The organism is Clostridium lentum (assembly GCF_014287815.1).
Classification (GTDB): domain Bacteria; phylum Bacillota; class Clostridia; order Clostridiales; family Clostridiaceae; genus Clostridium; species Clostridium lentum.
Map to the genome: position 1 here is coordinate 1 of NZ_JACOOQ010000016.1, position 23,546 is coordinate 23,546.

General features: G+C 27.7%; 23 protein-coding genes and 1 pseudogene. 18 read left to right on the top strand and 6 right to left on the bottom strand.

The features are described from left to right. The 5 genes from H8R92_RS09700 to H8R92_RS09720 all read left to right on the top strand — a co-directional run. A partial coding sequence (locus H8R92_RS09700; protein WP_186835325.1) for a transposase occupies window positions 1-506 on the top strand: 506 nt, incomplete at its 5' end. 324 nt (window positions 507-830) lie between these two features. Then, entirely contained in the window at window positions 831-974 is a 144-nt protein-coding gene (locus tag H8R92_RS09705; protein ID WP_366461483.1) for a hypothetical protein, read from the top strand. 129 nt (window positions 975-1,103) lie between these two features. After that, entirely contained in the window at window positions 1,104-1,415 is a 312-nt protein-coding gene (locus H8R92_RS09710) for a nucleotidyltransferase domain-containing protein (RefSeq protein ID WP_186835326.1), read from the top strand. After that, the gene (locus tag H8R92_RS09715; RefSeq protein ID WP_186835327.1) at window positions 1,408-1,794 is read left to right on the top strand and encodes a HEPN domain-containing protein; all 387 of its coding nucleotides are present in this window, start codon (window positions 1,408-1,410) and stop codon (window positions 1,792-1,794) included. Before H8R92_RS09710 ends, H8R92_RS09715 begins: the two co-directional genes overlap by 8 nt. Window positions 1,795-3,210: 1,416 nt before the next feature. Continuing rightward, window positions 3,211-3,882 carry a LexA family protein gene (locus H8R92_RS09720; RefSeq protein ID WP_186835328.1) on the top strand — a complete coding sequence of 224 codons (672 nt, stop codon included), beginning with the start codon at window positions 3,211-3,213 and terminating at the stop codon, window positions 3,880-3,882. A 69-nt stretch (window positions 3,883-3,951) separates the two neighbouring features. Here the strand turns inward: H8R92_RS09720 and H8R92_RS09725 are convergent, their stop codons facing one another. Continuing rightward, entirely contained in the window at window positions 3,952-4,368 is a 417-nt protein-coding gene (locus H8R92_RS09725) for a sigma-70 RNA polymerase sigma factor region 4 domain-containing protein (protein WP_243166644.1), read from the bottom strand. Beyond that, window positions 4,325-4,519, bottom strand: coding sequence for a helix-turn-helix domain-containing protein (locus tag H8R92_RS13200; RefSeq protein WP_243166645.1), 195 nt, complete (start codon window positions 4,517-4,519; stop codon window positions 4,325-4,327). The genes H8R92_RS09725 and H8R92_RS13200 overlap by 44 nt, the downstream gene beginning before the upstream one ends. 67 nt (window positions 4,520-4,586) lie before the next feature. On the opposite strand from H8R92_RS13200, the gene H8R92_RS09730 reads away from it, so the two are divergent. From H8R92_RS09730 to H8R92_RS09745, 4 genes are all read left to right on the top strand, one after another. Further along, on the top strand, window positions 4,587-5,297 hold the full coding sequence (locus H8R92_RS09730; protein WP_186835329.1) for an N-acetylmuramoyl-L-alanine amidase: 711 nt from the start codon (window positions 4,587-4,589) through the stop codon (window positions 5,295-5,297). Between the two features lie 311 nt (window positions 5,298-5,608). Then, window positions 5,609-7,189 carry an McrB family protein gene (locus tag H8R92_RS09735; protein ID WP_303269773.1) on the top strand — a complete coding sequence of 527 codons (1,581 nt, stop codon included), beginning with the start codon at window positions 5,609-5,611 and terminating at the stop codon, window positions 7,187-7,189. Further along, window positions 7,170-8,504, top strand: a complete 1,335-nt coding sequence (locus H8R92_RS09740) for a 5-methylcytosine restriction system specificity protein McrC (RefSeq protein WP_186835331.1) — start codon at window positions 7,170-7,172, stop codon at window positions 8,502-8,504. The genes H8R92_RS09735 and H8R92_RS09740 overlap by 20 nt, the downstream gene beginning before the upstream one ends. A 96-nt stretch (window positions 8,505-8,600) precedes the next feature. Next, window positions 8,601-9,368, top strand: a complete 768-nt coding sequence (locus H8R92_RS09745; RefSeq protein ID WP_186835332.1) for a hypothetical protein — start codon at window positions 8,601-8,603, stop codon at window positions 9,366-9,368. Between the two features lie 131 nt (window positions 9,369-9,499). On the opposite strand, the gene H8R92_RS09750 is transcribed toward H8R92_RS09745, so the two are convergent. Then, entirely contained in the window at window positions 9,500-9,781 is a 282-nt protein-coding gene (locus H8R92_RS09750; protein WP_186835333.1) for a helix-turn-helix domain-containing protein, read from the bottom strand. Here H8R92_RS09750 and H8R92_RS09755 point away from each other — a divergent pair. After that, window positions 9,782-10,285, top strand: a pseudogene (locus H8R92_RS09755) (FAD-dependent oxidoreductase); the annotation flags it as partial. A gap of 311 nt (window positions 10,286-10,596) precedes the next feature. On the opposite strand, the gene H8R92_RS09760 reads toward H8R92_RS09755, so the two are convergent. Continuing rightward, complete coding sequence (locus tag H8R92_RS09760) at window positions 10,597-12,735, bottom strand: GGDEF domain-containing protein (protein WP_186835335.1); 2,139 nt, start codon at window positions 12,733-12,735, stop codon at window positions 10,597-10,599. 252 nt (window positions 12,736-12,987) lie between these two features. Here H8R92_RS09760 and H8R92_RS09765 point away from each other — a divergent pair, with 252 nt between their 5' ends. After that, window positions 12,988-14,856 (top strand): glycosyltransferase, encoded by a 1,869-nt coding sequence (locus tag H8R92_RS09765; RefSeq protein WP_186835336.1) that lies wholly within the window; start codon window positions 12,988-12,990, stop codon window positions 14,854-14,856. A 70-nt stretch (window positions 14,857-14,926) separates the two neighbouring features. Here H8R92_RS09765 and H8R92_RS09770 read toward each other — a convergent pair whose 3' ends face one another. Then, complete coding sequence (locus H8R92_RS09770; RefSeq protein ID WP_022212502.1) at window positions 14,927-15,370, bottom strand: hypothetical protein; 444 nt, start codon at window positions 15,368-15,370, stop codon at window positions 14,927-14,929. A gap of 74 nt (window positions 15,371-15,444) precedes the next feature. Then, entirely contained in the window at window positions 15,445-15,834 is a 390-nt protein-coding gene (locus tag H8R92_RS09775) for a PadR family transcriptional regulator (RefSeq protein WP_022212501.1), read from the bottom strand. A 157-nt stretch (window positions 15,835-15,991) separates the two neighbouring features. On the opposite strand from H8R92_RS09775, the gene H8R92_RS09780 reads away from it, so the two are divergent. From H8R92_RS09780 to recA, 7 genes are all read left to right on the top strand, one after another. Then, window positions 15,992-16,249 carry a ground-like protein gene (locus H8R92_RS09780; protein WP_243166646.1) on the top strand — a complete coding sequence of 86 codons (258 nt, stop codon included), beginning with the start codon at window positions 15,992-15,994 and terminating at the stop codon, window positions 16,247-16,249. 117 nt (window positions 16,250-16,366) lie between these two features. Next, window positions 16,367-17,032 carry a hypothetical protein gene (locus tag H8R92_RS09785; RefSeq protein ID WP_022212500.1) on the top strand — a complete coding sequence of 222 codons (666 nt, stop codon included), beginning with the start codon at window positions 16,367-16,369 and terminating at the stop codon, window positions 17,030-17,032. A 26-nt stretch (window positions 17,033-17,058) separates the two neighbouring features. Then, complete coding sequence (locus H8R92_RS09790; protein WP_022212499.1) at window positions 17,059-17,811, top strand: ClpP family protease; 753 nt, start codon at window positions 17,059-17,061, stop codon at window positions 17,809-17,811. A 125-nt stretch (window positions 17,812-17,936) separates the two neighbouring features. After that, complete coding sequence (locus H8R92_RS09795) at window positions 17,937-20,291, top strand: FtsK/SpoIIIE family DNA translocase (protein ID WP_186835338.1); 2,355 nt, start codon at window positions 17,937-17,939, stop codon at window positions 20,289-20,291. Window positions 20,292-20,371: 80 nt separating this feature from the next. Then, a complete protein-coding gene (gene rimO / locus H8R92_RS09800) occupies window positions 20,372-21,709 on the top strand; it encodes a 30S ribosomal protein S12 methylthiotransferase RimO (protein ID WP_022212497.1) in 1,338 nt (445 codons plus the stop codon). Next, window positions 21,693-22,283 carry a CDP-diacylglycerol--glycerol-3-phosphate 3-phosphatidyltransferase gene (pgsA, locus tag H8R92_RS09805; protein ID WP_022212496.1) on the top strand — a complete coding sequence of 197 codons (591 nt, stop codon included), beginning with the start codon at window positions 21,693-21,695 and terminating at the stop codon, window positions 22,281-22,283. Before rimO ends, pgsA begins: the two co-directional genes overlap by 17 nt. A 163-nt stretch (window positions 22,284-22,446) precedes the next feature. Further along, window positions 22,447-23,490 carry a recombinase RecA gene (recA, locus tag H8R92_RS09810; protein ID WP_022212495.1) on the top strand — a complete coding sequence of 348 codons (1,044 nt, stop codon included), beginning with the start codon at window positions 22,447-22,449 and terminating at the stop codon, window positions 23,488-23,490. The last annotated feature ends 56 nt before the right edge of the window (window positions 23,491-23,546 follow it).

Genomic DNA, 23,546 nt, shown 5'->3' on the forward strand with positions numbered 1-23,546 from the left:
TTGAGTTTGCAAATAGAAATAATATAAAACTTGTAGCAAAGTTAAATCCTTCTGTAACGCAAGGATTTAGAAAAAAAGAAGATGAGTTCCAATTCAATAAAGATGCTGGAATGTATGTATGTAAAGAAGGACATATGGCTATTCGTAAAGCACGACAGGGCAAAAAGAATATATCTACAAACCAAACAGATACTTATTATTTTGATATAGAAAAATGTAAAATTTGTCCACAAAAAGAAGGTTGTTATAAAGACGGAGCTAAGAGTAAAACTTATTCAGTTACTATAAAAAGTGATATACATAAATCGCAGATAGCTTTTCAAGAAAGCGAATATTTTAAAGAAAAGTCTAAAGAGCGTTATAAAATAGAAGCAAAAAATAGTGAGTTAAAACATAGACATGGATATGATAAAGCATCATCTTCAGGTCTAATTGGTATGGAAATTCAAGGGGCATTAGCAATATTTACAGTAAATATTAAAAGAATATTGAAGATATTAGGATAGAAATATCCTAGTTATTATATAAATAACTAAATAAAAATAGTTAATGAAACTAAAAGCTTCAGCTTCATTAACTATTTTTTACTTTGTGGATAACCGCACTTGAAAAACATTAAGTTTTTCAGTGCCCTCTAAGGCTACCTGTACTTTTTTGTTAATGCTGATTGCCTGTCCCCCCCTTAGCACCGTCTTGTGGTGATATTTACTGGTGTTAATGAGGACTAGAAGGGCTTCCTGTCCTCTAATTAGCAACTAAGGAAATATTACCGAAAGTGTCCCTGCTGCAAAAAGTGGAGGAGCAAGGTTGCCTGTATACTTTTTGCAGCTATGAAATTAAAGGGAGTTGACACGTTGTATTTAATCACAGACCATAATAATTTTTATGAGAGATACGGATGGGAATTTTTATGTATGGTTCAAGGAGATGGAGAACCTAATATGACAAGAATGTATATTCATAGAGAACGTTAAATTTCAATTTATTTCTTAGTTTAAAGTACTAGTAGTTAATAAAAAGTGACTACATAGATGGATTATAGTGTATAATATAGACAAAGAGATTGAGTTAAACTAAGGTAGGTGAAAGTAATGCCATATAATGTGAAGATTGAATTGGAAAGTTTATTAAAAGAAATAAATCAAGTGGTTAGGGCAAGTTCTATATATTTATTTGGTTCTTATGCGTATGGAGAGCCTACTGAAGATAGTGATCTTGATATATGTATAGTAACTAATGATAAAAGTAAAAGAAAAGTTGAAATAATGAAGCTTATTAGAAAAGCTATAGCTAAAGTTCAAAATATGCCAGTAGATTTATTAATTTATTATAGTGATGAATTCAATGAAAGAGTTAAGTCTAATTGTACATTAGAAAGTCAAATACTTCATCAAGGAGTAAAGCTTTATGGATAATAATAAAATATATACTGAATGGTTTGAATTTGCTAAAAGAGATTTAGAATCAGCTAAATTCTTAATGAATATGCATCCAAGACCTATAGAAATAATATGTTATCATTGTGAACAAAGTGCAGAAAAATACTTGAAAGGTTATCTTATTAAAGCTGGGAATAAGATTGAAAGAACTCATGATTTAGTATTACTTAACAATAAGTGTAAAGCTATAGATAAAAGTTTCGAGATAATAGAAGATGAATGTATTGAATTAGTACCATATGGAGTACAAGTTAGGTATCCATATAAATTAGATGTTACAGATAATGATATGATAAGTGCCATAAATTGTGCAGAAAAAATAGAAAACTTTGTTAGAGATAAAATAGGTAATTAGGATATTTTACATTATTATTAATTTTCATATTTTAATTTTTGAAAAAAATTTCCACTCTGTTCCATGAGCAGTGGGACTGCAACGTGAAAAGTAATTGCGAAGGGGGGACTAGCTTTCTAGCAATTGACAAAAAGGTACTAGTAAGGCTACCTGTACTTTTTTGTTAATGCTGATTGCCTGTCCCCCCTTAGCACCGTCTTTTGGTGATATTTACTGGTGCTAATGAGGACTAGAAAGGCTTCCTGTCCTCTAATTAGCAACTAAGGAAATATTACCAAAAGTGTCCCTGCTGCAAAAAGTGGAGGAGCAAGGCTGCCTGTCTACTTTTTATAGCAAGGACAAGGTGTGTTGCAAGTTTTAGATTAAAAATAGTTAAAAGATAATAAAATAAATTATGAGCAAAAAGCCTTAAAAGAAAAGAATTAGTTAGTAGGTCATGATATGAAAGTTTTACTGGAAAAGATCATTGGCCCCCAACGGTTACCTGAAAGAGAAATGTTTAATCTGTAGAATTTCTTAGGGTAAAAAGGATTCGGTTCATTTTAAGAAACCTTTTTAGGCTTAGAAATACTAGGTAATAACATGCACTTCTTTTAGGTGTTGGATTAAGGGCCCAAAAAATATAAAATAATATTATCTAATATGGATATAGCAGTTATAGTAAATAAGGTAATATTGGTAGTAGATACACTGTGCAATAAAGAAATGTATTTACTATATTAAAGCCATGAAGAATTATAACAATTAAAATAGCAGAATTAATTATAAGTAATATATATTTTTATTTATTACTTTACCAAGTAAAGTTTCCACTCTGTCCAACTTTGAAAAAGATGGACTGCAATTTCTTAATTATGGAGTAAGTGAAAAATAATGTGCTAGCCTTAATGGCTTGTACATTATTTTTCGTTTACGGAATAATTATTTCCTTTTTAGAAAAGCAAATAGGAGCACAGTTTACGTAATATTTAAAGAACATAAATTAAGTATAAGAATTGTAATAGTGTCATGATAAATTGAGGGCTCTTATTTGTGACTAGATAGAATTAACATGATTTGAGCCCATAGGTTTAAGGGAATGGAATTCCCTTTTAAATTCAAGCTTAACAATTAATTCTTTTATCTATTTATAGAATAATATTAGTTGTATTATTTAAAAATTTAAAGAAGAAAGAGTGGTTAGAAATTATAGATAAGTGAATTAATTATTAAGGTTTCATTTGATCAAAATCATGAATAAAGGTAATTAGTTGTAATGAATATATGGATGAAACGATCTTGCAATATTGAAGTTAATCATTATCTATTATTACAGGTATAGTGGTGAAATATTAATATTTTTGGTTTCTTTTTAATTTACAATCGAATATATGTTCTGTATAATTATATTATGGGATAAAGAATGGGGAATATAGTGTGAGTGAAAAGCAAAAGGAGATTTTAGAGATTATAAAAACTTTTATTAAGAAAAATGGGTATTCACCAACAATTAGGGAAATATGTAAGCTAGCTAATATTAAATCAACAGCAGCAGTACATGCTCATATTAAAAAGTTAAAGGCTGAAGGTCATATTACAACTGGAGTAGATATACCTAGAAGTATTGTTCTTACAAAGAAAGAAAAGAGTGTTAAATTTGTTGTAAATACTATAGCTTTAATGTGTACAGAGGATAAAGAGTACATATTGCTACAAGAGAATAAAAATAAACATACTAATGAGAGTATATTTGAATTACCTGGTGGAGTTATTAAAGAAAGTGAAAATGTATATGAATACTTAAGATGCAAATTAAAAGCTAATGGGTTTGAAGTAACAAAGATATTTGGTGAAAATAAATGTAATGAATTAAGCTATGAAGAACAAATATTTACGGTATTTAAGCCCTTTTGTGTCAGCCAAAACTATAATGATAACAATTTAATTATCTCTAGTACTATTTTATGTGAAGTAAACAGTGCAAATTATTGCAACAAAGGTAATTTAAAGTGGGTTTGTACTGATGATTTAAGAGCTATGCTAGTAGATCATCAGGAAAATATATCAACTCATAATATTGCAACATTAAAATTATTTTGTGATCTATAAAAAGCTATATTAATTAACTTAATATATAAAAAGAAAAGTTATAGTAGGTGGGTTCTACTATAACTTTTTTCATGTTAGAATTTCTTTTCTTAATTGATTTATTGCCCTATTTTTAATGTTTACCGTTGTAGTATAATTAATGTTATTATTTTTTGAGTATTCCTTAAGAGATCCATTATTTATAAGTGTAAAATTAAGTATATCCTTATGCTGCTGTGGTAATTTGTCTATATATTTATAAAGGTTTTTTGCTAGGATACTGTCAGTAACTTGTACATCTACTGGTTCATTATTTGATGTTAGGATATGCTCCAAGGTTCCATTTAATATTAATGCCTCAGAGCCTTCACATGAGCTTCTATTACAAGTCTTTTTTATTAGATAATTAATGTTGTTTTTAATTGCCATGGTAGCATAAGCAACAAATCTCTTTTTATCTAAGTCATAAATCTTGATGCATTTTAGTAATGTAGCATAAACATTCATGCTCTATATCAGAAAAGTCATATCCATGGACAAAGGTTCTTTTTGAGATATTTAATATCATAGGTCTAAATTCTTTGAAAATAATTTCCTTAGATGATACATCTCCATTTTTAGCTTTAGCAACTAAAGATTCTATATAATTAAAATTCATAAAAAATTACCCCCTTTCTTAGTATATATGGTTTTAAGACATATATTTTAATTGGAGGTGAAATTTCATGAAAGAAATTATATTAGCAATAGACATTGGACATAATGTTCCTTATGATACAGGAGCAGTGGGAATACGTAGGGAGGATGATCTAAATAGGTTAGTTGGAAATGCTTTAATAAGTAAGCTTAGGGAAAGAGGGATTAAGGTTGTGAATTGTACGCCTAATACTGCTAAAAGCCTTAATGATTCATTGTACCAAAGAGTAATTACAGCAAATAACTGCGGTGCAACATTGTTTGTATCAATACATCATAATGCATGCCCTGGTGGATATGGAGCAGAGGTTTTATGTATTAAAGATAACTACCAAGATGGATTATCAACAAAGGTAGGAGAAGATATCTTAAATGAATTAGCGTCACTTGGACTTAAAAACAGAGGTGTAAAGGATAGAAGGGACCTATATGTTATTAATAATACTTCAATGCCTGCATTAATTGTTGAATGTGCCTTTGTTGACAGTAGCTTGGATATGGCAAACTATAATCCAGAAAAGACCGCAGCTGCAATGTACAAAGGAATATGTACAGCTCTTGCTATATCAGAAGATCAACAACCTAGTACTAATGATGAAGAGTATTATATTGTTAAATATGGAGATACATTATGGGGAATAAGTAAAAGATTCAACACTACTGTAGAAAGGCTGGTAGCACTAAATAATATAGCAAATAGAGATTTAATTAATGTTGGACAGAAATTAAGGTTAAAGTAAAACTAAAGTGTAGAAAAGGTTTATGTATTAAGGTACATAAGCCTTTTGTTATTTAAGAGAATAAAAGAAAAATAGTGTTATTAAATTATTTAAGTAACCTTAATATGTGATATAATATATTTACTAATTTTTAGATAAAACAAATTAAGGGCGGTATAAACATGGCTAATTCAAATAATTTTACGAAACAGAATATACTTGATGCAGTTAAATATATTGATAAGAATGGTATTCCAGATAAAAATAAAAGTGCAAAATATGAATTTGCTTTTGATTCAGGCAAAAAGTACCCAGCTAAATATGTAATTTCTGTGGCAAATCATCTGGTTAATAACGTAGATATTTCAAATGAAGAATTTAATGATATAGAAGCTAGGAATATATTAATGGGATTGGATTTTGTGATAGAAACAAGACAAGAAAAGTTTACATTAATAATTACTGCTAATGAAGTTATATCAAGTGATGAACGTTTTACAATGGACAATCTTGGACTTGGAGATAACTATAAACCACTAGATACATATTTTAAGAATTCTTCAGGTGAAATAATTAGGCGAAAGTACACTAAAGGTGAAAAAAAGAGCTCTAATCAAACAATGCCACGATTGGCTTGTCAGATTTTTGAAGAGTCTCTAGTAGCTTTATCTGAAGAGGAAAAAGTAAACTTTCCTATTTGTCAATATACTCCAGAGTCGGAATTAATTCGAGGGATTTTTTCTAGCGTTGAAGAATTCAAGAAATATAGAAATTCAATTGAATATTTCAGATATAAGTATGGGGATGAAAAACTACTTGTTAGTTATTGTTGGAATATCTTTTCAACTATTATATTTGTTAAAGAATGCTTAAAGCGTTTTGGGAAAGAAGGCGATCAATTTGTTCTTACGTATCGTGAAAAAGACAAAAAAGAAGTTGATCAACTTGTAAATGAAAAATTGACAGATAAAGATGATGTAATAGAGTCTAATGGTTATATGAATCCATATTCTAATCAATTAATAGAATCTAAGAATATTATTTTACGTGGAGCACCAGGGACGGGTAAATCATATTTAGCAAAAGAGATTGCTGCTGATATCATTAGTAATGGCTACTTTGATAATTATACGTTACTTACAGATGAACAAAAAAAGCAAATTGAATTTGTTCAGTTCCATCCGAGTTACGATTACTCTGATTTTGTAGAAGGTTTAAGGCCTAAAGTAAATAATGATGGTTCTATAGGGTTTGAACTTCGAGATGGTATATTTAAAAAATTTGTAGCAAGGGCAAAGAAAAACTATATTAATGCAATAAGTAAGCAAGAAGAATTGAAAAAGTATATTTTTATAATTGATGAAATTAATCGTGGTGAAATTTCTAAAATATTTGGTGAGTTATTTTTTTCTATAGACCCTGGATATCGTGGAGTAGCTGGTGAAGTATCTACTCAATATTCAAATTTACATAAAAATCCTGATGAAAAGTTTTTTATTCCAGATAATGTTTATATCATTGGTACAATGAATGATATTGATCGTTCTGTTGATAGTTTTGACTTTGCCATGCGTCGTCGTTTTAGATTTATTGAAATTAAGGCTGATGAACGTTTAGAAATGTTAGATGTTTTAGGTGAGAAAAAAGAAGAAGCAATTCGTCGTATGACTGCTCTAAATAATGAAATAGCAAAAGTTGAAGATTTAAATGAAAATTATCATATTGGAGGAGCATATTTCTTAAAATTAAAAACTTTAAATTTTGACAAGCTGTGGAGTGATTATCTTAAGCCTTTACTTCAAGATTATGTGAGGGGGATGTATGATGAAGATATTATTATGAAAAAATTTGAAAGGGCTTATCTGAATGTACTACCTAAAGTAGGTGATGGGAATGACGGAATTCAAGATTAAGGATAATACAACTATTAGTAAATATGATTTTGATGAAGTAAGTCTCATAACAGAAAAAGTTTTAGATAAGACACTTGGTCAGCTTGAAAAAGAAGGGGTATTTGTTTTTCCTGAACTTTTAAAAGACGCTGAGGATATCACTAAAGAACAGATAATTTTACAAAGTGTTAATGATTGTTATCGTTCAAGTAATGTTATGGGGTTTTTGGGATATGGTAATGAACGTCTTATAATTAAATCACGATTTTCAAGTGAGGAAAATGATTATTTCTTTCAATATCTAATTGAAAATGTATTGGAGATACCTAATGTTTTAGATTTAAATATAGATGCTAACCAAGATAGCCGAGTGTTTAATTTGTTGTTATTTTTATTTCCATATTATTTAAAATTAGCGATGAGGAAGGGGTTATTTAAAACATATATACAAAGTCAATATAATGATTGGAATGTTAAAGGAACGGTTGATATTGCTCGTCATATTAGAGATAATAGTCCTTTTACGGGCAAAATTGCATATAACCAAAGGGAATTTTCTTATGATAACTATATAATGGAATTAATCAGACATACTATTGAGTTCATTAAGAGGAAACCATATGCAAATAATGTGTTACGAAAAGCTAAAGATGAAGTTTCATTGGTAGTTCAAGTAACAAATAATTATAAGTATTATGATAGAGGTAAAATCATAATTAAAAATAAAAAGAAACCAATTAGTCATGCGTATTATCATGAGTATAGGAATTTACAACGTTTATGTATAATGATTTTACAGCAAGAGAAGCATCAAATTGGTTCAGGAATTACTAAAATTCATGGTATTCTCTTTGATGGCTCATGGCTATGGGAAGAATATATTAATACATTGATTGGGAATAATTTTTATCATCCAATGAATAAGAGAAGAAAAGGAGCACAGCGATTGTTTGATGGTAATATTGGACTTATTTATCCTGATTTTATTAGTAAAAATGCTACTAATCGGATAATTGCTGATGCTAAGTATAAACCATTAGGGAATATTGGAAATAAGGATTATCTTCAAGTATTAGCTTATATGTTTAGATTTGATGCTAAGAAAGGTTTATACTTGTATCCTGAAAGTGGTAAATTAGAAAATAAAGTGTTAAAATTGAATTGTGGATTGACATATGAAGATAATGTAGAACCAAGAACTGACATTCAAATAATTAAATGTGGATTGAAAATACCAATCGTTGCAAAAGACTACGATGAATTTAAGTGTAAGATAAAGACTAGTGAGCGAGCCTTTATTAATCAGTTGAAAATGAATTTAGAACAAATTACATAAATTAAAATAGTCTTTTAATAGCAAAGTTTAGACTTGATTAAAGAAGCTACTAATTAATATTTAGAAGAATATAGTTGAAAGTGGAGTGAGAATATTATGGGAAAGTACTTTTTAGAAAGTGATTTTAAAGCATTTGATTCTTCATTAGCTAGAAAAACTGATGATAAGGTGATAGCAAATAGACTATATGTAGTAAATAAGTTAAGGGCTTTAGATGAACAAGGTTTAAAAAGTTACATGTTAAAGAATGACTTACATTCACATAAGCAAAAAGCATATTTAACAAGTGTCGTATGGCCTTTAAGACAAGCAAATGGAGAATATGTTGATTACGTTAGAATGGGATATGGTAAATCAAAAGAGCATGTTATAGAATTAGTAAAAATACTACAAATGTATAGCATAAATAATAAGGGATTTATGAAATATGATATGGCATTTCATTATGTTACTCAACTGCAATTATCAATTAATGAAAAAGGATGGAATATTGCGTTATATTTAGGGTATTATGGATGGTTAGAACAAAAAAACCTTGTGAATAAATTATTTGAGAATAGTTCTAGGAGAGAAGAGTTTAAAAATTTATTAGATTATATTATAGATAATAATTATGTATTATATTTATGTTCAGATGTAGGAGATAATTATTATGAAGATACAGATGAGTATATTAATGATATTATAGATTATTTTCATAAAGGAATAAGTTTTACTATTTATATTGCTAATGAGCAAGATAAGGAAAGTAAGGAAAATGAAACGAATAGGATATTAAATTTTCTAATTGATGAATTTGATAAATTAATGCCGTTATATAAATTTATATCTTGGGATCCAACTCAAAATAATTATATAAAATAATTAGAATCTTTCTGAAATTCACCCAAGTATTAGGCAAGAACTTAAATACTTGGGTTCTGTTTAGCAAATATATTAATAAATAAAGTGGACAATGATATTTTTCATTGTAAATTTTCAAAGACCATTGCTCATTACTCCTGGTCTTTGAAATATGTATAATCAACATTAAGAACTTCAGCTATTTCTTTTATAGTTTCTGTTTTAGGGATTCGATTTCCTTGTTCCAAATTACATACACTAGTAAAGCTACGATTTAAGAGTTTTGCAAATTCATGTTGATTTAGATTTCTCTCAAGTCTAAGATATCTTAATTTTTGAGCAAATGTATCTAATTCCATATCTTGTAGTATAATAGTATTAATATTAAACTTTATTACTGAAAATAATGTTGCAAAAGTTGCACTTTTGTACACACTGCACATGCAAAGCTAATGACAACTTATTATCCACTAGAAAAGCTTAGAAAGATTATAGGATTAGAATATGCTAAATATATTGATCCTTACGCTGGAAGCAAAGGAAACTCCGTAAGATATCTATCTGTTGCTCCAAGGACTAATGATCTTAAAGTTGATGGAGTTGATAATCTATTTTGTGCAGGAGAAAAAAGTGGCTTATTTGTAGGTCATACTGAAGCCATATGCACTGGAAGCTTAGCAGGACATAATGCTGTAAGACTTGCTATAGGAGTACCTCTTCTTATATTACCTACTTCAATTGCCATTGGAGATATAATTTCATATGCTAATGAAAAGGCTAAAACAAGAGATGGAAGAAAGAATAGATATACTTTTGCTGGTGCAGAATATTTTAAGCATATGCAAGATATTGGATTATATACCCTTGATAAAGATGAAATTAATTTAAGAATTAAGAAGTTAAATCTTAATAATATATTCAATCTAAAATTAATATAAAAAGAGTCAATTTTTATTATACAACAAAGAGGACGGTAGATAGATTTGTGTAAAATACAAATCTGCCTACTGTCTTTTTATACGATTAGTTGGTAGTTTTGGAATAATATACTATATAAATTTTAAGAGGATTTTTTATGACAAGAAAAAATGACATCAACATTAGTATTTCTAGATAATAAAAAATATTACTGGAAATCAAAATTACCAGTAATATTTGATTTATAAGAAACTATATTACACAAAATTATCTATAGTCTCGCAGATAGTTTTTATATTCTACAAAACTATCTGCTCTTATGTTTAAAAAATTAATTGTTTAGTATATTAGTTGAAAAGCCGTTTTTTCCATTTTCTTTTACAGTATATAAGATTTCATCTGCTTTTTGATATAGTTCAGTAAAATTTATATTATCTTTAGTAAATACAATTCCTATGCTCAATGATATATTTTGGCTAATATCATTATAAGTTACAGTCTTATTCATAGTATTACATAAGTTAGTTGCAATTTTAGATGCAACATGCAAATTACTAAAATCTAAATCCTTCATAAACACTATAAATTCATCACCACCCCAACGACCAACTATATCACTTTTTCTAAATAGACGTTTTAAATTGTCAGCTAAATCCTTTAGTACATCATCACCAATTTTATGACCTAAATTATCATTTACACCTTTAAAATTATCTATATCTATAATAAAAAATGCACCATATAAGTCATTAGATTTATTCTCAATATAATTACTTACTAGCTCTTTACATGCTCCACGATTAAATATTCCTGTTAATGAATCTGTTTCGCTTTTCTCCTTTAAAAGGCTATTTTGTTTATTTTTATTTTGTAATCTAATTTTCATAATTATATAGGTTGATAAAGATGTTATAACTAATATTGATATTATAAATATCATCACTTCAATATAATTTGAATATATAAATGATTGTAAGGTGATTTTGTTTTTAGTATATAATGTGTTTTTATAAACAATAGTATTTAACTCTTCAGCAGAAATACTATTTATAATTTTATTTATAATTCTTAAAAGTAGTACATCATTATTATTTGATAATCCAATACATAAATCATTATTTAATTTATTTTTATATATAACAGATATGTTTTTATAATATTTTTCTCTTGTATTAGATTCTATACTATATAAATCACCATAGGTATAATCAGCAGTTCCTTTGTTTACTGCATTTATACAATCTTCAATATTATCGTAGTAAATAATTTTGCTACTATCAATATTTTCTATAGATATATCTAAATCATATAAATACTTTTTAGGTAGTGCTAATATTTTATCAGATTCATCAGCATTTACAGTTAATTTATTTTCTATTTTAAAAATAGGGGATGAAATATATGATTTTGTCATATATAAGTTGTATTCATCCATGAAACTGTAATTATTAGGGATTCCAATCAAAATATCTGCTTTGTGTTCTTTAATAAAATTAAGTGCTTCTTCAAAGCTATCAACTACTTGAAGCTCTATATTTATATTTAACTTTTTAGAAATAATATTAGCTATATCGATAGAAATTCCTTCAGGTTTTTTATTTTTAGAATTCCAGTTTTGAAGAGGAGCAAAGTTATTAACATATACAGCTTTGATTTTTTTTATGTTTTTTAAGAATTCCATTTCATCATGAGTTAAACTTAAATGATAGTTATCCTCAACTTGAAAATATTTATTGTATAAAGATATACTGTAATTAGGACTTATTTGTCTTATTTGTGAAATTGAATAATTAAGCTCTTTTATTATTGCATCATTTCCTTTTGTAGTAGCAAGATAGTATGGTCTTGATGCAAATTTTGTTACAACTCTTTCATCTTTAGATAATAGTAAGTCCTTTGCTAAAATAGCATCAATTTCTTTATTTTTTAAAGCTGTATGTAATAAATTATCTGAATTTTTATCATATTCAATAATTTTTATATTTTTTATGTTGTTATTCTCACAAAATTTATAGAATTTATCTATAGCTGATGATCCTTCTACAACTCCAACAGTAATATTGTTTAAAGTTTTAAAGTCAGTTTCAACTATGGTGGTATTGTTTTTTAGTACAGAAATGGTATAATAAGATGCTCCTATATCATATTCAGGAAAATCGAATAGTGTTTCTGTAAAATCATTTTTTAACATTGCACCAGCAAGATCAATTTCTCCATTCATTAATTTAGTAGTTATTTCATCTGGTGTACATTCTATAAAATTATATTTCCATCCAGTAAATTTTGATATTTCCATCAAATATTCATATAAATATCCAGTATATTTACCATCTATAAATTTTGAAAATCCGTCCACTTCTGAAAATCCTACATTGATAGTATTATCTTTAGCATAAGCTATTTGTAAAGGATAAAAATTCATTATATACGTTAGTAATAAAAGTATAGTTGCAAAAATTATTTTTTTCATAGAATATTCTCTTTCTTATTTAAGATTATTGTTTTATAGTATTCTTTATAATTAGTTTTTTCAAATCTTCATTATTATATTTTTTATTCATAAATATATAGCATAATTAAACTCTCCTTAATTCATTTGCACTCAAACATTGAAAAATGTCGATATATAGTATATTATTTAAGTATAATGTATATTGTTTTGGTTATTTTGTAAAGTTTTTAAATAAAAATAAATATTTTTTAAATGTAGAAAAGGAGTAGTATGGAAAAGTATACAATTATAATGTGTTTTTTGTTAGTTATAAGTTATTTTATAGCTAAAATTAATTTAAGTTATAAAAAAGGTATAATATTGGTAAATACTGTTGTTTCAATAACTTATATAATCTGGAGAATAACAGTTATTCCAATTCATAGTGGTGTTTTTAGTTTTGTAATTGGTGTAATGCTTTATAGTGCTGAATTTTTAGGATTGATAGCATTTTTTAATTTTCAATATTTATTTTATAAAAAATATAAATTAGAAGTTAAGACATTGGATGTTTATAAAAATGAGGAAATTCCATTTGTAGATATTCTAATATGTACATATAACGAACCACTATATTTATTAGAAAAAACAATAGCAGCATGTATAAATTTGCATTATCCACAAAACAAATTTAAAATACACATATGTGATGATGGTATAAGACAAAAGTTAAAAGAATTATGTGATAAATATGATATAAACTATATTACAAGAAATGATAATGCTGGTGCAAAAGCTGGTAATATAAATAATGCACTTAAATTTGTAAAAGGAGATTTATTTGTTGTATTAGATGCAGATATGATTCCTAAAAAATGTTTTTTATCTAAAACAGTTGGATATTTCTCCAATGAACATTTAGCATTTGTTCAAACTCCACAGGTTTATTATAATAAAGATATGTACCAATATAATTTATCTAAAAATATACCAAATGAGCAAGATTTTTTTATGAGAGATATTCAAGAAGCAAGAGCTGCTCATAATGCAGTCTTACATGTTGGTACAAATGCTGTATTTAGAAGAAAATATATAAATGAGATAGGTGGATATCCAACATATTCTATAACAGAAGATATGGCAGTTGGAATGATGTTGCAAGCTAAAGGATATGATTCTATTTTTGTAAATGAAGAATTAGTATTAGGTTTGAGTGCTGTTACTTTTGAAGAATTAGTTAAACAGAGGGACAGATGGTGTAGAGGGAATCTACAAGTTTTAAAGCATTTTAATCCTATATTTATGAAGGGATTAAGTTTTTCACAGAGAATAGCCTATTTTGATGGTGCTGTATATTGGTTTTCAAATTTACAAAAAATGATATATATGATATGTCCAATCATTTTTCTTATTACTGGAAGATTAATAATAGATTCATCCTTAATTAATCTATTAATGTTTTATATTCCTTTTATATTAGGAAATATATTAATTTTTGAAGTATTATCCCCTAAAACAAGAAGTGCAAAGTGGAGTCATTATTATGATATTGCTATGTCACCACATTTGAGTTTATCTATATTAAAAGAACTTATTGGATTAAAAATTAATTTTAATATTACATCAAAAGAAGTTATACAAAACAAGAGACATTTTCATTATAAGATAGTTATACCACATATATTAATTATAATTGTAACTATAATATCATGGATAATATCTACAAGGTCATATATATATAATAATATAAGCGTAGGAGCATATATACTAAATATGGCATGGAGTATATATAATTTCATAGGTATTGGAGTTTCTTTATATGTAGCATATCAAAAACCAATATTTAGAACCAGTGAAAGGATTATGATAACTGAAAATATTGTTGTAGAAATAAGTAATGATTATGGTTCAATACAAGGAAATCTAATTGATATATCTGAAATTGGAGTTGGAGTAAGATTACATAATATTAACGAAAATATTCTGAAAGTTAAAGATAATATTATGCTTGATTTAAATAAAACTAAATTTGAATGTGAAGTAATAAGAACTAGTAACGATTTTGTTGCATTAAAATTCAAAAAAATATGTCCAAGCCAAATGAAAATTATTATGAGTATTTTTACTGATAATATGAGTCCATATTATAAAATTAAATAGAAGATAAAATAATATTCTATAGTTAAAAACTAAAAGAGAATTCTAATGCGAATTCTCTTTTAGTTTTTAACTATGCTGTTATAAGTTTATAACATGATAAGCGCAATTCACCATTAGGCGAAGTTCGAATAAACCACTGATAATTGCTATTACTGTATGTTTGCTTTTTTATCTCCGAAAGTTCACAAGAGGTGACTACTGGAATATAGTAGTACAGAATCGTATCCTTTTGCAAAGTTATAAAAACTGTAGCTTCATAGTCAGTAAAATAATCTGTTAATGTATCAAGACAAATTTCAATATACTCATCAGTAACATCAAATTTACATTCATATTCTTGGCGAGTTTTAATATTTTGTAATATTACACTCATCTTAGAAAAATCTTTTAGTTCTAATTTAGAATAATATAAAAATATACTGTTTGAAATTTTAACAAATTTTTTTACTTTTAATCTTTTATTAGGAAAATAAATCAATGATTTGTGATTTTCTAGTTCATTAATTTCTATCATTTGGTGACTCCTTTCTATATATTATAAATATTTTAATGATATAATATATAGAAATATTTATAAAATGTTACTAATCATACAAGCATTTCTATCATTAAATCTAATGTGGATTTTGTCTTCTTTAAATTATCAACATAATCAGCTATATGATTTTTATAAAATTCTACGCCTTCATCTGTAATGGCATATACTTTTTTACTTCGTTTATTCATAGCTTCATCACCTATCCAATGGCTTGTTACATAGCCTTTAAGTTCTAAATCATATAATGTTTCATATATGGTACTTGATGAAACAGGAAAAGGTCTCTCAGCATTTTGAAATTTATTACGAAATACCTCTAATATTTTATTACCAAATATAGTTTCTCCTTTAGCTAATTCTTTTAGTATATAAAATGTATATAACATTTTTGTATTAACAACATTTCTTGGTGCAACAAGACGATTTCTATTATTGCTCATTTTTCGTTCATCCTTTCAAATATCTCTTGTATATATTAATAGTATCAAATATAGATATCAAAGTCTAATTATTCAATTTTTAATAAACATATTTTGAACCTAAATACTAAGTTAAGAATAGAATATATTATAGAACTAAAGATAGGAGATGATTAACTTGTCAAGTAGCAAAAAATCTTGTAAATGCTACGAGTGTTGTTGTAAACCTTGCAATACATGCTGTACTCCTTGTTGTAATCAATGTTATAATCCTTGCGGTTGTAATAATTACGGATGCGGATATGGCGGATACGGCGGAAACTGTGGTTGTGGAGGATTTGGCAACGGCTTTGGAGGTGGCTATGGCGGAGCTGGTGGTTGTGGCTGCTGGTGGTGGATAATTCTTATCTTCCTATTTGGTGGTTGCTGCTGGTAATAGTCATTAGAGTTGGAGTATTGAAATTTTTTTCAATACTTCTTTTTTAAAATTTAATAATTTTTTTTATGTAAAGGGGCAACATATTATTGTAATTAATTTGTTGGAGGGTTTTAGTTGAAAAAAATATTATTAATTATAATGATAGTAAGTTTACTAATTCCTTTTAAAATACCTATGGCATACAAAGAATTTGATTATTCTAGAACAAGTGAAAATGATGAAGATTTTCCTTATCCTAAATTAGATGATTTAATGAAAGAGTTAAAAGAGAAAAGGAAACAGATTGAACAGCAAAGATTAGAGGAAATTAAGGCAAAAAAAATTGAACAAGGTGAATTAATTGATGAGTCTGCTGAAGAAAATAATGATGATAAAAAAAATCATGAAAAAGTTGAAAAAAACAAAGAGCAGGAAGTAATTCCATCATTAATAGTTAGACTTAGAGGTAAGCATTCAGAAAAATATCTTTGCTCATATAGCTTTATAGAAGTTGAAAATAACTCTGAGAAAATAATAGCAAAAGATATTATCACTGATTATGAAAAACTCCTTAAAAAATCATCTTTAAAAGTCAGAGCTAATGAGAACATTAACTTTGAGTTTAGTACTGTACCTAAAAATGTCACAGTTTCAATATGGAATTTAGATAATAAAGCCTTAACTGTCAAAAGAGGCTGCATTAAAGTTCCAGATTTAGAGGGAAAATATGTGCTTATTGTTAAAGGAAATTATAAAAATGGCTTTGTTAAATATGCTGTAGTAGTAGATATAAGAAAATAAAATACTTGTTAGAAAGGACATTAACTATGAACGAAACTTTTGAGGAAAAGAAACATATAAGTGAATTAAATCCTGAAATTAGCGATGAAAATGACAAAAACGAAAAAAATACTCCTCCTATTACCAGTTGGAAACCTCAATCAGAAAGAATTGAAGAAATAAAAGAATTGGGTACTAATAATAAAAATCAAAGTGTGCAAGTACTACCTATAATTGGGCAAATTGAAGGGCATATGGTACTTCCACCACAAACAAAAACAACAAAATATGAACATATAGTACCACAATTAATATCCATACAGCAAAATGATGATGTAAAGGGTCTACTTATTGTATTAAATACTGTAGGAGGAGATGTTGAAGCAGGGCTTGCTATTGCAGAAATGATTAGGTCTATTGCAAAACCAACTGTTTCTATAGTAATTGGTGGAGGACATTCAATTGGAGTACCACTTGCAACTTCAGCAGATTATTCATTTATAACACCATCTGCTACAATGATAGTTCATCCTGTAAGAATGAATGGATTTGTTATTGGTGTAGCACAAACATTTAATTATTTTAAGAAAATGCAAGAACGTATAAATAACTTTATTGTACGTACTTCACATATTGATAAAGAAACTCTTGAACAAATGATGTTAAGATCTGATGAACTACTAAATGATGTAGGAACAATTCTAATTGGTAATCAAGCAGTAGAATGTGGTCTTATTGATGAAGTAGGAGGAATAACTCAAGCACTAAACAAACTTAATGAATTAATTGGAATTAAATAAAAAGATTAGTAAAAAAGAAATCCTTATTTATGGATTTCTTTTTTTAATAAATCTATTTTAATTAAATTTATACTATAATATAATTAATCTATTAAATTTATTTAACATTTACTAGGGGGGATAAAATGGCTAAAAATAAAAAAAAGCCAATGAATAAAAAAAATACTAATGAAAATTCCAATAATAAAACTGATATAAAAGGCATAATTTTAATTAGTCTAGGTTTAATATTAGCTCTGGCTATATATACAAATTTTGCTGGTGCTCTATCTATTTTTGCAAGGAAAATTATTTTTAATTTAATAGGTATATTGTCATTAGGACTTCCTATATATCTAATTTACTTTGGAATTAATCTTATAAAGTTTAAGAGCAATATCAAATATGCAAGAAAGATTATAGGTATAACAGTTATATATGTAATAATTGGGTTGTTCTTTGCTACTGTTAAAATTCAAACAGTTGATTCTATAGGATTCTCTAATACATTAAGAGATATTTTAAGTTATGATGGATTTAATATCCATGGAGGCCTTCTATGCCATATTATCGCATATCCTTTATCAATGCTAGTAGGATTTCTAGGTGCCTATATATTTTATATAACTTTTGCTATTATAAGTTCTGTGTTATTAATGGACATAACATTATATGAAGTATATACGGAGATTGTAAATAAATTTAAATCTAGAAAAAAAGCTATTAGAAAGTTTAAATCTTCAAATAAAAAAGCTTCTTCACCATCTATTGCAATTGATGATTCATCAGAAGATAAATTTATAAAAGATATCAATAATAAAATTAAGATATTAGACTTTATGAGAAATTCTGAAATTAAGGACAATGTTGATACATTACCTGAAATAAATATCCATATATCTGAAGAAGATAATACTCTTGATGAATATAATGTAGAGCTTTTTAGTAATATAAAGCATTCTAGTACTAAACATAATAAAGGAATTACTGAATCTGAAAAAAATGTTGTAACTAAAGAAATTGATACAATGCTTAATACAAGTAAAGAAAATTCTATTAAAATTTATACTTACCCAAAACTGGACTTATTGAATAATAATGCTAAATCTAAAATGAAAAATGAAGACAAACAAGATCTTTTTGATAATGCTAATAAATTGGAAGATACCTTGATGAGTTTTGGTGTAGAAGCAAAAGTGTTACAGGTTACTAAAGGGCCATCGGTAACACGCTTTGAAATCCAGCCTAGCCCAGGCGTTAAAGTTTCGAAAATTGTAAATTTACAGGATGATATTGCTTTAGGACTTGCAGCTAGTGCCGTAAGAATGGAGGCACCTATTCCAGGTAAATCAGCTATAGGCATAGAAGTACCTAATAAAAAGCAAACTCCAGTATTCTTGAGAGAGGTACTTGATTCTAAGGAGTTCCAAGAAAGCACAAAGAAGATTTCTTTTGCTTTAGGTAAGGATATCACTGGTACATGTATCGTTGGTGATTTAAGTGAAATGCCTCATATGCTTATTGCAGGAGCTACAGGTTCTGGAAAGTCTGTATGCATCAATTCACTTATAGTGAGTCTTTTATATAAATATTCACCTGATGAAATAAAGCTATTGATGATTGACCCTAAGGTTGTTGAACTTAGTATTTATAATGGAATTCCTCACTTGCTAATTCCAGTAGTCACAGAACCTAAAAAAGCAGCAGGTGCCTTAAATTGGGCTGTAAATGAAATGGATAAAAGATATGAACTATTTACTAAATATAAAGTTAAAAACATAAAATCTTATAACCAGCAAGTTGATAAAGGTTTTATAAGCGAAAAGCTTCCTTATATAGTTCTAATTGTAGATGAGCTTGCTGACTTAATGATGACATGCCCTAATGATGTAGAAGACTACATATGTAGACTTGCACAAAAAGCTAGAGCAGCAGGTATACATCTTATTATAGCTACTCAAAGGCCTTCCGTAGATGTAATAACAGGTGTAATAAAAGCTAATATTCCATCAAGAATATCTTTTGCTGTTTCATCAGGTGTCGACTCTAGAACAATTCTTGATCAAACAGGTGCTGAGAAATTATTAGGAAGAGGTGATATGCTTTACTCTCCAATGGGTGCTAATAAACCACTTAGAATACAAGGGGCATTTATATCTGAAGAGGAAGTGGAAAATGTAGTAGACTTTATAAAAAGTAGTGAAGATGAAGTAAATTATAGAGAGGAAATCATTGAACATATTAATAATGAAAACTTATCCTCTAGCAGTCACAGTGGTGATAGCGAAGAAAATGATGAACTTTTAGATGAAGCAATTAAGCTTGTAGTTGAATACCAACAGGCATCTACGTCCTTTATACAAAGAAAGCTTAGAATTGGATTTAATAGAGCTTCAAGGATTATGGAAGAGCTTGAGGCTAAGGGTATAATTTCTGAAAGAGATGGTAGTAAGCCAAGACAAGTGCTTATAGCAAAAGATGAAATTTATAATGAACAGTAATACAAAATACTTGTAAATATATCTGTGTTCAATTAAAATAAGTTATGGTTAAATACAAAACACTTAGGAGGAAAAGAAGTTTGAGTAAGTTTAAAGTAGGAATGGTCAGCCTTGGCTGTGATAAAAATAGAGTTGATTCTGAATTAATATTAGGTTCAATCAATAAGTTTTATGAAATAACAAATAATCCTAAAGAAGCTGAAATAATAATAATTAATACTTGTGGATTTATTGAAAGTGCTAAACAGGAATCAATTGATACCATCTTAGAAATGGCAGAATACAAAAAAACACACAAATGCAAAATGATTATTGCAACAGGATGTTTAACTCAAAGATATGGTGATGAGCTTTTAGAATTAATTCCAGAAATTGATATATTAATGGGTGTTAATGACTACATGAAGCTACACAAGCTTATTGTTGATTTTATAAAGACAGAACAAAGAGTTTCATCAACTACTTATAAGGATGAAGGAGTAAATGAGGGAGAAAGAATATTAACTACAAATTCACACACTGCTTATCTTAGAATTGCTGAAGGATGCAATAATTTCTGCACTTACTGTATAATTCCTAAAATAAGAGGGAAATTTAGAAGTAGAAGCAAAGAATCCATATTAGCGGAGGCAACTTCATTAGTAAATCAAGGCGTTAAGGAAATAATATTAATTGCTCAAGATTTAACTAACTATGGTGAAGATTTATATGGGAAGAATGAGTTACATGTTTTAATAAATGAAATATCTAATATAAAAGGACTAGAATGGATAAGACTTCTTTATTGTTATCCTGAAGAAATAACTGATGAATTAATAGAAGTTATAGCTAATAATCCAAAAGTTATGAAATACCTAGATTTACCAATTCAACACATAAGCAATAATATCTTAAAAATGATGGCGAGAAAGACTAATAAAGAAACTATCATTGGCAAAATTAATTTATTACGTGAAAAAGTACCTGGTATAACTTTACGAACATCATTAATTGTTGGATTCCCTGGTGAAACTGAAGAAGATTTTAATGAGCTATGTAGATTCTTAAAGAATTACAAGCTTGATAACGTAGGCGTATTTACTTATTCACAAGAAGAAGGAACAGCTGCTGCTAAATTACCAAATCAAGTAGATGAAGATGTTAAAATCAAAAGAAAAGAAAAGCTTATGAATATTCAAAGAGGTATTGTTAAAGATTTAAATAAATTGAAAATTGGAAATATATATGATACTATTATAGATGGCAGTACTGGAGAATATTACATAGGAAGAAATTATGAAATGGCTCCAGAAATAGATGGCTTAATTTATATTACTAAGGGGAAAGTGCTTAAAAAAGGTGATATAATTAAAGTCAAGATAACAAATATTATGGAATATGATTTGGTGGGAGATGTTTGGAATGAATCTAGCAAATAAATTAACTTTGTTAAGAGTTATTTTAGTTCCTGTATTCTTAATTTTTTTAATTGGGAAAGGAATTCCTTATGGTTCAATAATAGCTACATTAATATTTATAATAGCTTCATTAACTGATCAGCTGGATGGATATATAGCAAGAAGTAGAAACCAAATAACTAACTTCGGTAAGTTTATGGATCCATTAGCTGATAAATTATTAGTTACAGCTGCATTAATTTCACTAGTTGAATTACATTTAATACCTAGCTGGGCTGCAGTAATAATAATTGCAAGAGAATTTGCTGTATCTGGACTTAGAACTGTCGCTGCTTCAGAAGGTATTGTAATAGCTGCCAGCTGGTGGGGAAAAATTAAGACAGTTACTCAAATAATAGCTATTTTACTATTATTGTTACAATTTAATATTGAATCAATACAATCATTAAATAGTTCATTTGAAGCAAGTGCATTTTTAAATAACTTCTTTGCATATGCTCCAAAAATAGCATTATTTATAGCAGTAGCTATGACTATAATTTCTGGAATTGACTACTTTATAAAAAATAAAGGTGCAATTTCAACAAATAAATAGTTTAAAATATTAAAAATAGGTTATACTTAAGAAAGTTCCTTCTATGTATTGTTTAGATGGAACTTTTAACGTATAGTAAAAACTATTATATTTTTATTGACTAACAGAACTATTTTGTTTATAATTTATTCATGGAACAAATGTTCGAGAAAGGGTGAAGTTAATGGCAAATATCGATATGGATAAAATGAAAGCTATCGAAAATGCAATGGGACAGATAGAAAAACAATTTGGTAAAGGTTCAATAATGAAATTAGGAGAACATAGCTCACTAAATGTTGATGCTATTTCTACTGGTTCTCTAGATTTAGATATAGCTTTAGGAATTGGCGGTGTACCTAGAGGAAGAATAATTGAGATATACGGACCAGAAAGTTCTGGTAAAACAACAGTAGCATTACATATTTCAGCTGAAGCTCAAAAAAGAGGAGGAGCAGTAGCGTTTATCGATGCTGAACATGCTTTGGATCCTAGTTATGCAAGAAATGTTGGAGTTGATACTGAAAATCTAATCGTTTCTCAACCAGATACTGGTGAGCAAGGATTAGAAATTACAGAAGCATTAGTTCGTTCAGGTGCTATTGATGTTGTAGTAGTTGACTCTGTTGCTGCTTTAGTGCCTAGAGCTGAAATTGAGGGAGAAATGGGTGATTCTCACGTTGGTCTTCAAGCAAGATTAATGTCTCAAGCTTTAAGAAAATTAACAGGTACAATTAATAAGTCAAACTGTATTGTAATATTCATTAATCAATTAAGAGAAAAAGTTGGAGTAATGTTTGGTAATCCAGAAACAACTACAGGTGGTAGAGCGCTTAAATTTTATTCTTCAATAAGAATGGATGTTAGAAGAATAGATTCTATCAAACAAGGTGATGAAATAATAGGTAATAGAACTAGAGTTAAAATAATGAAAAATAAGGTTGCCCCTCCATTTAAGGTAGCTGAATTTGATATTATGTACAACGAAGGTATTTCTAAAGTTGGAAATATTGTAGATGTAGGCGTTAAAGAAAGCATAGTTCAAAAGAGTGGAGCTTGGTTCTCTTATAATGATATCAGACTAGGTCAAGGTAGAGAAAATGCTAAGCAATACTTAAGAGAAAATCCTGAAATAGCTTTAGAAATTGAAAATCAAATCAGAAGCAAATATGATTTACCTATAAATCAAGATAACGTTAAGGTTGCATCAGAAAAGGCTGAAGAATAATTAATAAAAAAATCGCTCTACAGCGATTTTTTTTTGTTGTATAAACAAAATAAGAT